Annotated in this window: 11 protein-coding genes; 3 read left to right on the top strand and 8 right to left on the bottom strand. The window is 70.6% G+C overall.

Annotated elements, in window-relative coordinates; genetic code table 11:
• The first annotated feature begins 383 nt into the window (after window positions 1-383).
• Window positions 384-1184: a LuxR C-terminal-related transcriptional regulator gene (locus ACIPJI_RS17170; RefSeq protein WP_402247042.1), complete on the top strand. Its 801-nt coding sequence runs from the start codon at window positions 384-386 to the stop codon at window positions 1182-1184.
• Here ACIPJI_RS17170 and ACIPJI_RS17175 read toward each other — a convergent pair.
• Window positions 1143-1640, bottom strand: coding sequence for a MarR family winged helix-turn-helix transcriptional regulator (locus ACIPJI_RS17175; RefSeq protein ID WP_307706838.1), 498 nt, complete (start codon window positions 1638-1640; stop codon window positions 1143-1145). The two genes, ACIPJI_RS17170 and ACIPJI_RS17175, sit on opposite strands and share 42 nt — an antisense overlap.
• A 132-nt stretch (window positions 1641-1772) precedes the next feature.
• Here ACIPJI_RS17175 and ACIPJI_RS17180 point away from each other — a divergent pair, with 132 nt between their 5' ends.
• Window positions 1773-2594 carry a trans-aconitate 2-methyltransferase gene (locus ACIPJI_RS17180; protein ID WP_402247044.1) on the top strand — a complete coding sequence of 274 codons (822 nt, stop codon included), beginning with the start codon at window positions 1773-1775 and terminating at the stop codon, window positions 2592-2594.
• Window positions 2595-2679: 85 nt separating this feature from the next.
• Here ACIPJI_RS17180 and ACIPJI_RS17185 read toward each other — a convergent pair whose 3' ends face one another.
• The 3 genes from ACIPJI_RS17185 to ACIPJI_RS17195 all read right to left on the bottom strand — a co-directional run bounded on the left by ACIPJI_RS17185 (window position 2680) and on the right by ACIPJI_RS17195 (window position 6268).
• Complete coding sequence (locus ACIPJI_RS17185) at window positions 2680-4431, bottom strand: FG-GAP repeat domain-containing protein (protein WP_402247176.1); 1752 nt, start codon at window positions 4429-4431, stop codon at window positions 2680-2682.
• A gap of 143 nt (window positions 4432-4574) precedes the next feature.
• On the bottom strand, window positions 4575-5261 hold the full coding sequence (locus tag ACIPJI_RS17190) for a TetR/AcrR family transcriptional regulator (protein ID WP_307706835.1): 687 nt from the start codon (window positions 5259-5261) through the stop codon (window positions 4575-4577).
• Window positions 5258-6268 carry a fatty acid desaturase gene (locus tag ACIPJI_RS17195; protein WP_356618432.1) on the bottom strand — a complete coding sequence of 337 codons (1011 nt, stop codon included), beginning with the start codon at window positions 6266-6268 and terminating at the stop codon, window positions 5258-5260. The genes ACIPJI_RS17190 and ACIPJI_RS17195 overlap by 4 nt, the downstream gene beginning before the upstream one ends.
• Window positions 6269-6482: 214 nt before the next feature.
• Here ACIPJI_RS17195 and ppc point away from each other — a divergent pair, with 214 nt between their 5' ends.
• The gene (gene ppc, locus ACIPJI_RS17200; RefSeq protein WP_356618430.1) at window positions 6483-9212 is read left to right on the top strand and encodes a phosphoenolpyruvate carboxylase; all 2730 of its coding nucleotides are present in this window, start codon (window positions 6483-6485) and stop codon (window positions 9210-9212) included.
• Between the two features lie 110 nt (window positions 9213-9322).
• Here the strand turns inward: ppc and ACIPJI_RS17205 are convergent, their stop codons facing one another.
• The 4 genes from ACIPJI_RS17205 to ACIPJI_RS17220 form a co-directional block, all read right to left on the bottom strand.
• Window positions 9323-10057, bottom strand: coding sequence for an LPXTG cell wall anchor domain-containing protein (locus ACIPJI_RS17205; protein ID WP_402247047.1), 735 nt, complete (start codon window positions 10055-10057; stop codon window positions 9323-9325).
• 191 nt (window positions 10058-10248) lie between these two features.
• Window positions 10249-10719: a hypothetical protein gene (locus ACIPJI_RS17210; RefSeq protein ID WP_356618426.1), complete on the bottom strand. Its 471-nt coding sequence runs from the start codon at window positions 10717-10719 to the stop codon at window positions 10249-10251.
• Between the two features lie 100 nt (window positions 10720-10819).
• Window positions 10820-11413 (bottom strand): aminoacyl-tRNA hydrolase, encoded by a 594-nt coding sequence (gene pth / locus ACIPJI_RS17215; RefSeq protein WP_402247049.1) that lies wholly within the window; start codon window positions 11411-11413, stop codon window positions 10820-10822.
• A gap of 105 nt (window positions 11414-11518) precedes the next feature.
• Window positions 11519-12115 (bottom strand): 50S ribosomal protein L25/general stress protein Ctc, encoded by a 597-nt coding sequence (locus ACIPJI_RS17220; RefSeq protein ID WP_356618424.1) that lies wholly within the window; start codon window positions 12113-12115, stop codon window positions 11519-11521.
• Between the last annotated feature and the right edge of the window lie 149 nt (window positions 12116-12264).

Here is a 12264-nt window from a genome sequence, read left to right on the forward strand (position 1 = left end):
TCGTGGGGACCCGCCCGGGAGGAACTCGGGCGGGGCCGGGCGGTCAGGGGTGCGCCCGGCCCCGCCCCGCGTCGTTCTCTGTGCGTCGGCCGGGCAAAAAGCTTCGCCGCTTGTCCACTCAGGTGTCGATTCGGAACATCCGCCACACCCTCGCCATCGCCGCCGATCAGTTCTGCAAATAGCCTTCCGCCACCGCCGCCCGTCCGTACTCTGAACCACAGCACCGGTGGGGGCCGGTGTCGATCAGGGGGCGAAACAGCCGGGTACGGCGCCCGGGGCGGGGTATCAGTCACAGCACGGCGGCGGCCGGGCGATGCGCTGTACCCTCCGTCCCCCGGGCGGCGTACCCGAGCCGGTCCGTCCTCCGACACTGGGGGTGTCCTGTGGTTCGTATCCGGGTGCTGGTCGTGGACGACCACCGAATCTTCGCCGAGTCGCTCGCCGCGGCCCTGGCGGCGGAGCCCGATGTGGAGGTCGCCGCGGCAGGCAGCGGCCCCGCGGCGCTGCGCTGCCTGGAACGCGCCGCGGCGGAAGGCCGCAGGTTCGACGTGATGCTCGTGGACGCGGACCTGGGGGCGTCGGCCGCGGTGCCGCCGCCGAGGACCGCCCCGGTCGCCCGTGCGGTGCCGGAGACCGGCACGACTGCCGTCGTCGACGGGATCTCCCTGGTCACGGGCGTCCGCTCGCTCCAGCCCGTGCTGCGCTCCGTCGTGCTCGCCCAGAAGGACGACGCCCGGCGCGCGGCCCAGGCCCTCCAGGCGGGCGCCTCCGGCTGGGTCGCCAAGGACTGCTCGCTGCAACGTCTGCTGGCGGTGATCCGAGGGGTGCTGCGGGACGAGACGCACCTGGCGCCGGCGCTGCTCACCGGTGTACTGCGGGAGATGACCGCGGCCCGCAAGCACCGCACGGAGAGCGAGCGGTTGGTGGAGTCGCTGACCCCGCGCGAGCAGGAGGTACTGCGCTGCATGGTCGCGGGCCTGGGGCGCAAAGCCGTCGCCGAGCGACTCTTCCTGTCGCCGCACACCGTTCGTACGCATATGCAGAACGTGCTGGGGAAGCTGGGCGTGCACTCCACGCTCGCCGCCGTGGCGCTGGCCCGCCGGGCCGGTGTGGGGCCCGCCGATCTGGGCCCAGGACCGGCCCTAGCCGGGGATGTTGTCGAACGGGGCGGTCAACTGGCGTAGCAGCGCGGCCAATTCCGCGCGCTGGGCGCCCGACAGCTCGGAGAGGATCGCCCGCTCCTGGGCGAGCAGTCCGGCCAGTGCCTGGTCCGCACGGTCGCGGCCCTCCGCCGTCAGCCGCACCAGGACGCCGCGCCGGTCGCTGGGGTCCGGCAGCCTCTCGACCAGGTTCTTCTTGGCGAGGCGGTCGATGCGGTTGGTCATCGTCCCGGAGGTCACCAGCGTCTGGGTGAGCAGCTGGCCGGGCGAGAGCTGGTACGGGGCGCCGGCGCGCCGCAGCGAGGTGAGCACGTCGAACTCCCACGGCTCGAGCTGATGCTCCGAGAACGCGATACGACGGGCCCGGTCGAGGTGGCGGGCGAGCCGGGAGACGCGGCTGAGCACCTCGAGCGGTTCCACGTCGAGGTCCGGGCGCTCACGGCGCCATGCTGCGACCAGTCGATCGACCTCGTCCTCCATGTCGATCAGTGTAGTTGGTCTGTCGACATGAAGTCTCTTGACATCAAGATATATTTTTGTGGACTATTGGGCATGGTCGGGCCGGAACACGCTTCCGTTTCGGCTTTCCGTTCCTGCGAGGGGGACTTCACCATGCATGCCGCGCCCACTTGGGACCCAGAGCAGTACCTCCGCCACGCCGGGCACCGCACCCGTCCCTTCCTGGACATGCTGGCCCGCATACCCACGCTGCCCGCCGTCGGCCGCCCCGCCCGGATCGCCGACATCGGTTGCGGCCCCGGCAATGTCACCGCACTGCTCGCCGACCGGTGGCCCGACGCGCACATCACCGGATTCGACCTCTCCCCGGAAATGCTCGCCCAGGCCGAGAAGGAGCACGCGGGCACCACGGCGGGCGGCGGCTGGATGGACTTCCGGCCCGCCGACGCCGCGCACTGGACCCCGGACGAGCCCTACGATCTGATCGTCTCCAACGCGGCCCTCCAGTGGGTGCCCAACCATCCCGAGTCGTTCGCCCTCTGGCTCGACGGTCTGGCCCCCGGCGGCACCTTCGCCTTCCAGGTCCCCGGCAACTTCACCTCGCCCAGCCACGCCCTGCTCGGCGAGCTCTGCGAGACCCCGCAGTGGCGCGCCCGTCTCGGCGACCACGGCCGGCGCTACGTCCACATCCTGGAGCCCGCCGACTACCTCACCCGTCTCGCCGACCTCGGCTGCGACGCGGAGGCATGGGAGACCACGTACCTCCAGCTCCTCGGCGGTGAGGACCCGGTGCTGGACTGGGTGAAGGGCACCGCCCTGCGGCCGGTGCTCACCGAGCTCGCGGACGACCCGGCGGCGCAGGAGGAGTTCCTGGCCCAGTACCGGGACCTGCTCCGCAAGGCGTACCCGCCGGGCCCCCACGGCACGGTGTTCCCCTTCCGGCGGATCTTCGCCGTCGCACGCAAGGTGGCGTGACGGCGGTGCCCCGTGGGCGGGAAACGCAAGAGCGCCCCGCCGCGGTCCTCACCGCGAGCGGGGCGCCCTCGTCCGCCGGACGGGATCAGAACAGACCGTTGTAGGTGTTCCAGCCGCTGCCGATCAGGACCTTGGCGTTGAAGCCGCCCTTGCCGTTGGCGTCGTAGCGGTACAGATTGCCGTCGGAGTTGCGGGCCACCAGGTCGCCGCGGCCGTCGCCGTTCATGTCGCCCGGCGCCACCAGCTTGTTGTAGGTGTTCCAGCCGCTGCCGATCAGCTTCTTCGCCTTGAACGGCGCGGAGGCGACGCCGGTACCCGAGTACAGGTACAGCCTGCCGTCCGTGGCGCGCGCGATCAGGTCGGCGCGGCCGTCACCGTCGACGTCACCGGAGCCGGTCAGGACGCTGAACTGGCCCCAGCCGCTGCCGATCTTCGTGCGGGAGGCGAACCCGGAGCCGGTGCCGTTGCCGCGGTACAGCCACAGCACGCCGGCGCTGTCCCGGGCGATCAGGTCGCCCTTGCCGTCGCCGGACAGGTCACCCGGGCCGACCAGGGAGTTGTAGATGCCCCAGCCGCCGCCGATGATCCCGTCGCCGGCCATGTCGTTGTAGTTGTACAGCGTGCCCTCGTACACCTCGAGCAGGTCGGCGAAGCCGTCGTCGTCGAAGGACGACGTCAGCGCCAGCCTGGAACCGCCCCAGCCCTCGCTGATCCGGGCCCGCGGGGAGAAGGTGCCGTCGTTCTCCACGACGTAGTCGTAGAGGACGCCGCTCTTGTCGACGCCGATCAGCTCGCCCTTGCCCCACGCCGGGTTGTTGCCGGAGCCGGCGAACTGGGAGACGTAGTTCCAGCCCGAGCCGCCCTCCTCCCTCGGCTTCAGGGCACCGGTGCCGGTGGAGCCGTACAGGTAGAGCACGCCGGACCGGGTGCGCCCGACGAGGTCGCCGAGGCCGTCGCCGTCGATGTCGTCCCAGCTGAACAGCTGGTTGTACACGTTCCAGCCGCTGCCGACCTTGACCCGCTCCTTGAACGGGCGGGTGGGCTCGCCGGTGCCGGAGTAGAAGTACAGCTCACCGGCCGTGTTACGGGCGAACAGGTCGGCGATGGCGTCGCCGTTGGAGTCGTTCACGCCGACGATCTGGTCGTACTGGCCCCAGCCGGAGCCGACATTGACCTTGGCCGCGAACGGCTCGACGGCCGTCCCGCCCTTGGCCCGGTACAGGAACAGCTCACCGGCGGGGTTGCGGGTCAGCACGTCGCCGACGCCGTCGCCGGTCAGGTCACCGGGCGAGAACACCTTGTTGAACTGCTGCCAGCCGGTGCCCGACCACACCAGGTCCCCGCCGTACACGGTGCTGCTGTACGACGAGAGCCTGCCGGTCGCGGACAGGGTGAAGTGCGTCGGGGTGTCCGGGGCCGCCGGGTCGAGACCGGCGACGGAGAACGCGTCCTTGTACGTCTCGGAGCTGTTGCCGAGCGGGTACGGGTAGGTCTCCGGGCTGCCGCTGGCGGAAACGTAGTACTGGCCGTCCCACGCGCGGTGCAGCAGATCGCTGTAGCCGTCCCCGTCCACGTCGCTGCGGGGCCGGGCGACGGCGATCTCCGCGCCGAAGGAAGGGTTCTGTGCGGCGGGCTCGTCCGAGCGGAGCCGCGGAAGCGACGGCTTCCGCAGGTCCTCCACGCTCGGGGCGACACGCTCGACCGGCGCGTGCGGCGCCGGGTTGTCGTCCGCGTGCGCCGGCACGGCGGCGAGCAGCATGCCCGCCGACAGGGCCAGCGCGGTGCACGTCGCGACACGCCGTCCGCGGCGCGCGACTGCGGGACGGCGGGATTCCACTGAAGTCAAAGTCCCCCCCTGGGGAAATGTCGTGAGTTCAACCTCGTGACGAGGGACAAGCACTCACCAAGACCAACAGGAGGGGTCCATGGATGTACGGAAAACGCGATCAGTTCTTCGCGATCGGTTCCTTCGGTGACCGATCAGTTCTTGCGGTGACCTATCAGCCTCGGCTTCTGCTCCAGACCGTCGAGCCCGTGCCACGCCAGGTTCACCAGATGCGCGGCGACCTCCGCCTTCTTCGGGCGGCGGGCGTCGAGCCACCACTGGCCCGTCAGGGCCACCATGCCGACCAGCGCCTGCGCGTACAGCGGGGCCAGCTTGGGGTCGAAGCCGCGGTTCTTGAACTCCATGCCCAGGATGTCCTCGACCTGGGTGGCGATGTCGCTGATGAGCGACGCGAACGTGCCCGTCGACTGGGCGACGGGCGAATCGCGCACCAGGATGCGGAAACCGTCCGTGTACGTCTCGATGTAGTCCAGCAGGGCGAAGGCCGCCTGCTCCAGCAGCTCACGCGGATGCCCGGCGGTCAGCGCCCCTGTCACCATGTCGAGCAGCTGGCGCATCTCGCGGTCCACGACGACCGCGTAGAGCCCCTCCTTGCCGCCGAAGTGCTCGTACACGACAGGCTTGGACACCCCGGCCTTGGCCGCGATCTCCTCGACGGACGTGCCCTCGAAGCCCTTCTCCGCGAAAAGGGTGCGGCCGATGTCCAACAGCTGCTCACGGCGCTCCGCACCGGTCATGCGCACCCGTCGGGCGCGCCTGCCTGACGCCCTGGTCTTGTCCGGACTGCCGATACTTCCGTCACTGGCCACGACATCAATCATGCCGCGTTTGCGGCATCGTCCTTGCGGCGGGTTTCGCCGCGGCCGGAGTCGTCGCGGCGGGCGTCGAGACGCGACTGCTGCGGCCAGCGCACGTCGTACGCCCAGCCGGCCTTCTCGAACCAGCGGATCAGCCGCGCGCTGGAGTCGACCTGGCCGCGGAGCACACCGTGCCGGGCACTCGTCGGGTCGGCGTGGTGCAGGTTGTGCCACGACTCACCGCAGGACAGCACCGCCAGCCACCACACGTTCCCCGAACGGTCGCGGGACTTGAACGGGCGCTTGCCCACGGCGTGGCAGATCGAGTTGATCGACCAGGTCACATGGTGCAGCAGCGCCACACGGACCAGCGAACCCCAGAAGAAGGCGGTGAACGCACCCCACCACGACATGGTCACCAGGCCGCCGACCAGGGGCGGGATCGCCAGCGACAGGATCGTCCAGTAGATGAAGTCGCGCGAGATCCGGCGGAGCGCCGGGTCCTTGATCAGATCAGGTGCGTACTTGTGCTGCGGCGTCCGCTCCTCGTCGAACATCCAGCCGATGTGCGCCCACCACAGGCCCTTCATCAGCGCCGGGACGGTCTCGCCGAACCGCCACGGGGAGTGCGGGTCGCCCTCGGCGTCGGAGAACTTGTGGTGCTTGCGGTGGTCGGCCACCCAGCGCACCAGCGGCCCTTCGACCGCCAGCGAACCCATGATCGCGAGGGCGATGCGGAGCGGCCGCTTCGCCTTGAACGAGCCGTGGGTGAAGTAGCGGTGGAAGCCGATCGTGATGCCGTGGCAGCCGATGTAGTACATGGCCACCAGCAGGCCGATGTCGAGCCAGCTCACGCCCCAGCCCCAGGCCAGCGGCACAGCCGCCAGGAGCGCGAGGAACGGGACCGTGATGAACAGGAGCAGAGTGATCTGCTCGATCGACCGCTTGCTGTCACCGCCGCGGGTGGCGGAGGGAAGCGGGGAGTCCGGAGTGCCGGCTACGTCGTCCAGCAGATCGGGGCTTGTGGTCATGAGGGTTCCCTGGGGGTGGGGAGTGGGGACGGACGCCTGGCTACGGGTCCGTAACCTACGGCGACGTAAGTATGGCAGTGCGCGGCGGCACGGCAAGAGACCTGTGGACAACGCCGGGACAACGGCCACCTATCCTTGGTGGCGTCGGACAGCGCGGTCCGCAAGCCTCCAGTACCCCTCCAGACGTGCTCAAACACTGCAAGGAGCCGCACCTGTGAGCAGTGCCGACCAGACCCCCACCGCCAGTGCAGAACTGCGTGCCGACATCCGCCGACTGGGCGATCTTCTGGGCGAGACCCTCGTCCGCCAGGAGGGTCCGGAGCTTCTCGACCTCGTCGAGCGGGTCCGCGCCCTGACACGGACCGACGGTGAGGCCGCCGCCGAGCTGCTGGGCGACACCGACCTGGAGACCGCGGCCAAGCTGGTCCGCGCCTTCTCCACCTACTTCCACCTCGCCAACGTCACCGAGCAGGTGCACCGCGGCCACGAGATGCGCGAGCGCCGCGCCGCCGAGGGCGGGCTGCTGGCCCGCACCGCCGACATGCTCAAGGACGGCGACCCCGAGCACGTACGCGAGACCGTCAGGAACCTCAACGTGCGGCCGGTCTTCACCGCGCACCCGACCGAGGCCGCCCGGCGCTCCGTGCTCAACAAGCTCCGCCGCATCGCCGAACTGCTGGAAACCCCGGTCATCGCCTCCGACCGGCGCCGCCACGACCTGCGCCTCGCCGAGAGCATCGACCTGATCTGGCAGACCGACGAGCTGCGCGTCGTCCGCCCCGAGCCCGCCGACGAGGCGCGCAACGCCATCTACTACCTCGACGAGCTGCACGCGGGCGCCGTCGGCGACGTCCTCGAGGACCTCGCCGCCGAGCTGGAGCGCGTCGGCGTCGAGCTGCCGCCCGGCACCCGGCCGCTCACCTTCGGCACCTGGATCGGCGGCGACCGCGACGGCAACCCCAACGTCACACCGGCCGTCACCTGGGACGTGCTGATCCTCCAGCACGAGCACGGCATCACCGACGCCATCGAGGTCATCGACTACCTGCGCGGACTGCTGTCCAACTCCATCCGCTACGCCGGGGCCACCGAGGAGCTGCTCGCCTCCCTGCAGGCCGACCTCGAGCGGCTGCCCGAGATCAGCCCCCGCTACAAGCGCCTCAACGCTGAGGAGCCCTACCGGCTCAAGGCCACCTGCATCCGCCAGAAGCTCGTCAACACCCGTGAGCGCCTCGCCAAGGGCACCCCGCACGAGGAGGGCCGCGACTACCTCGGCACCGCCGAGCTGATCAGCGATCTCACCCTCATCCAGACCTCGTTGCGCGAGCACCGCGGCGGGCTCTTCGCCGACGGCCGCATGGACCGCGTCATCCGCACCCTGTCCGCGTTCGGCCTCCAGCTCGCCACCATGGACGTCCGCGAGCACGCCGACGCCCACCACCACGCCCTCGGCCAGCTCTTCGACCGGCTCGGCGAGGAGTCGTGGCGGTACGCGGACATGCCGCGCGACTACCGGCAGAAGCTGCTCGCCAAGGAGCTCCGCTCCCGGCGGCCTCTCGCGCCGACCCCGGCACCGCTGGACGCCGCGGGACAGAAGACCCTCGGCGTCTTCCACACGGTCAAGGAGGCCTTCGAGCGGTTCGGCCCCGAGGTCATCGAGTCGTACATCATCTCGATGTGCCAGGGCGCGGACGACGTGTTCGCCGCGGCGGTCCTCGCCCGTGAGGCCGGTCTGATCGACCTGCACGCCGGCTGGGCCAAGATCGGCATCGTGCCGCTGCTGGAGACGACCGACGAGCTGAAGGCCGCGGACGTCATCCTCGAGGGCATGCTCGCCGACCCCTCCTACCGCCGGCTCGTCTCGCTGCGCGGCGACGTCCAGGAGGTCATGCTCGGCTACTCCGACTCGTCCAAGTTCGGCGGCATCACCACCAGTCAGTGGGAGATCCACCGCGCCCAGCGCAGGCTGCGTGACGTCGCCCACCGCCACGGCGTGCGGCTGCGTCTCTTCCACGGCCGCGGCGGCACCGTCGGCCGTGGTGGCGGCCCCTCACACGACGCGATCCTCGCGCAGCCCTGGGGCACGCTCGAGGGCGAGATCAAGGTGACCGAGCAGGGCGAGGTCATCTCCGACAAGTATCTGATCCCGTCGCTGGCCAGGGAGAACCTCGAGCTGACGGTCGCCGCCACGCTCCAGGCCTCCGCCCTGCACACGGCGCCCCGCCAGTCCGACGAGGCGCTGTCGCGCTGGGACGCGGCCATGGACACCGTCTCCGACGCCGCGCACGCCGCCTACCGCAGGCTCGTCGAGGACCCGGACCTGCCGGCGTACTTCTTCGCCGCCACCCCCGTCGACCAGCTCGCCGAACTGCACCTCGGCTCGCGGCCCTCGCGCCGTCCCGACTCGGGCGCCGGCCTCGACGGACTGCGGGCCATCCCGTGGGTGTTCGGCTGGACGCAGTCGCGGCAGATCGTGCCGGGCTGGTTCGGTGTGGGTTCCGGCCTCAAGGCGCTGCGCGAGGCCGGTCTGGACACCGTGCTCGCGGAGATGCACGGCAACTGGCACTTCTTCCGCAACTTCATCGCCAACGTGGAGATGACGCTGGCCAAGACGGACCTGCGGATCGCCCGCCACTACGTCGACACGCTGGTGCCGGAGAACCTGAAGCACGTCTTCGAGGCCATCGAGGCCGAGCACGCGCTCACCGTCAGCGAGGTGCTGAAGGTGACGGGCAACGACGAACTGCTCGGCTCCAACCCGGTGCTCCAGCAGACGTTCGCCATCAGGGACGCCTACCTGGACCCGATCTCCTACCTCCAGGTGGCGTTGCTCAAGCGGCAGCGTGACGCCGCCGAACGCGGCGAGGAGGCGGACCCGTTGCTGGCCCGCGCTCTGCTGCTGACGGTCAACGGCGTCGCGGCCGGGCTGCGCAACACCGGCTGACGCCGCGGGACATGAAGGTGCCCCCGCCGGCCGCTGACGTGCAGCGGCCGGCGGGGGCACCGTCGTTCAGGCACCGTCGTTCAGGCACCGTCGTTCACGGTGCCGTCGGCTCAGTGCTGACGGCCGGCCGTGCGGCGGCGCGCCAGCAGGTAGCCGCCGGTGGCGACGAGGGCCGCGGCAGCGGCGGCGAGCACGCCGATGGGCGCGCCGTTGCCGGTCTCCGCCAGGTCACCGGCCGCGTCGTCGGCGGACGGCGCGGGACCGTCGCTGCCGGCGGGCGCGGAGGCGGCCGGGCTCGAGGCGTCGGGCGCGCTCGGCGTGCTGCTCGGCTCCTCGCCGGGCTTGTCGGACGGCTTGTCGCTCGGCTTGTCGCCGGGCTTGTCGGACGGCTTGTCGCTGGGCTCGCCCGGACCGGAACCCTCCGCCGGGCAGGTGTGCGACAGGTTGAACTTCTTCAGATCGCCGCCCTTGACCTCGGCGACGACAGCGGTGAGCGTGGCTCCCGGCTCCGAGGCGACATAGGCGTGCTTGTCGGAGGGCGGGCCGAACGAGGTGAGGACCTGCTGCCCGCCGGGCTCGAACGTCACCGTCAGCTTGACGAAGTCCGACTCGTTGCCGGGCAGCACGAAGTGCCAGCCGTCCTTGCCGTCCGGGACACCGGGGCAGTTGTCCTCCTGCGGAGCTGCCCCGTCCTGCGTGGTGGCGGTACGCGGAAGCGGCTGGCGCAGCTCCACGGTGTACGGGTCGCTGCCGGTGGCGAGCGCCGGGGCAGCGCCTGCGACGAGGAGCAGAGAAGCCGCGGCGGGAAGCGCTGCGGCTGCCCAGCGGGTCCTGAGAATGGGCATTGAGATACCTCTGGGGCAGGTGAAGGGGACGGGCCGTGGGAGGTGGCGGCTCAGCGTCCTGTGAACCGGGGAACCAGTCAAGAGAGGAAGTGCCGCATGCGCACCAAGAGTTCACGCTCGTCCCGATAGTCCTGATAACGATCGGGTGAATGCGTCGTTCCGCTACCGGCCCCCGGCCGGGACCCGGACCGTCAGAGCGCCAGGAACGACGCCAGCAGCAGCGCCCCGCCCACACCCGCCGCGCCCCACGCGAGCCGTGTCAGCCGCAGCCCGCCGCCGATCACCAGGGCCGCGAGCAGCAGCGCCCCGCCCAGGGGCACCCACGCATACAGACCGCCCGCCGGGCCCGTGCGTACCGCCTCGACCGTGCCGGGCTTGAGGACGACGGCCAGCGTGGCGCCCTTCTTCACCGCGACGGACTTCCCGATCGTCACGTTCGCGTGGTCGGGCGCCGGGTCGCGGGGCGTGTAGGCGCCGGTGCAGGTGTCGTCGTCGCAGCGGGAGACGGTGAGCGTGCCGTGCTCACGGCCCTTGGAGAGCAGGATGTGCTGGGCAGTGCCCCAGGACGACCAGAAACCTGCGACCAGCAGCAGGAGGGCGACGAGCGCCATCGCCGCGTTGCGCGCGTGGACCAGTATCCGGCCGGAGGAGTTCCGCTTCATGGGCCGCGATCCTTGGCCATGGGGCTACGCCGGGTCAACTCCGGCCGGCCGGGGAGGGTCTTTACGACCCGTTGGCGCGGGTCTTGGACCGTCCGGTCCCTCAGGAGTTGTACGTCCCCTGCGCCCGCTCCAGGCCGTCGATCACCAGGCACTCCACCGCGTCGGCCGCGCGGTCCACGAAGTAGTCCAGTTCCTTGCGCTCCGCCGAGGAGAAGTCCTTCAGGACGAAGTCAGCCACCTGCATCCGCCCCGGCGGCCGGCCGATGCCGAAGCGCACCCGGTGGTAGTCCGGGCCCATCGCCTTGGTCATGGACTTCAGCCCGTTGTGCCCGTTGTCCCCGCCGCCCAGCTTCAGCCGCAGCATGCCGAATTCGATGTCCAACTCGTCGTGGACGGCGACGATGTTCGCCGTCGGCACCTTGTAGAAGTCGCGCAGGGCCGTCACCGGGCCGCCGGACAGATTCATGTACGACATCGGCTTGGCCAGGATCACCCGCCGGTTCGACGGCCCCGGAGCCCCGATCCGGCCCTCCAGCACCTGCGCCTGAGTCTTCTGGGCGCGCTTGAACGAGCCGCCGATGCGCTCCGCCAGCAGGTCCGCCACCATGAAGCCGACATTGTGGCGGTTCGCCGCGTACCCGGGCCCGGGATTGCCGAGACCGACGATCAGCCAGGGCGCGTTCGTGTCGGACATCTGTGCTGCGTCTCCTCGTAGAGATGGCCGTGAACAGGGGAACGGGGTGGCGGGCCGCAGCCCGCCACCCCGTGACAGTCGTCAAGCTCGAGAAGAGCTTACGGCTCAGGCCTCGGCGGCCTCTTCGCCCGCGCCCTCGGTGCCCTCGGCGGCCGGCTCCTCGGCCTGCGCGGCCAGGATCTGCAGGACGACGGTGTCGTCCTCGACGGCCAGCGTGGTGCCGTTCGGCAGGGCGATGTCCTTGGCGAGGACGGAGTCACCGGCCGAGAGGCCCTCGATGGAGACCGAGACGGACTCGGGGATGTGCGTGGCCTCGGCCTCGACCGGCAGGGCGTTCAGCACGTGCTCGAGCAGGTACGCGCCGGGGGCCAGGTCGCCCTCGGTGTGGACCGGGATCTCGACGTTGACCTTCTCGCCGCGCTTCACGAGGAGCAGGTCGACGTGCTCCAGGAAGCCCTTCAGCGGGTCGCGCTGCACGGCCTTCGGGATGGCCAGCTCGTTCGTGCCACCGAGGTCCAGGGAGATCAGGACGTTCGGGGTGCGCAGGGCGAGCAGCAGCTCGTGGCCCGGCAGCGTGACGTGGACCGGGTCGGTGCCGTGACCGTAGAGGACGCCGGGGACCTTGTTGTCGCGGCGGATACGGCGGGCAGCGCCCTTGCCGAACTCGGAACGGCGCTCGGCGGTGAGCTTCACCTCGGACATGTGCACTCCTCGTATTGAGCAGAAATCTGGTGGCGGTCACCCGGCCACGACAGGCCTGCTACGAAGAGCGCGTCGATAACGGACCGCCGCACCAAAAGTGCGGCCTCCCTCGCCGAGCAACTTCAGCAGTCTACCCAGCACGCTCCCTC

Origin of the sequence: Streptomyces sp. NPDC086835, assembly GCF_044745705.1 — a bacterium.
Classification (GTDB): Bacteria; Actinomycetota; Actinomycetes; order Streptomycetales; family Streptomycetaceae; genus Streptomyces.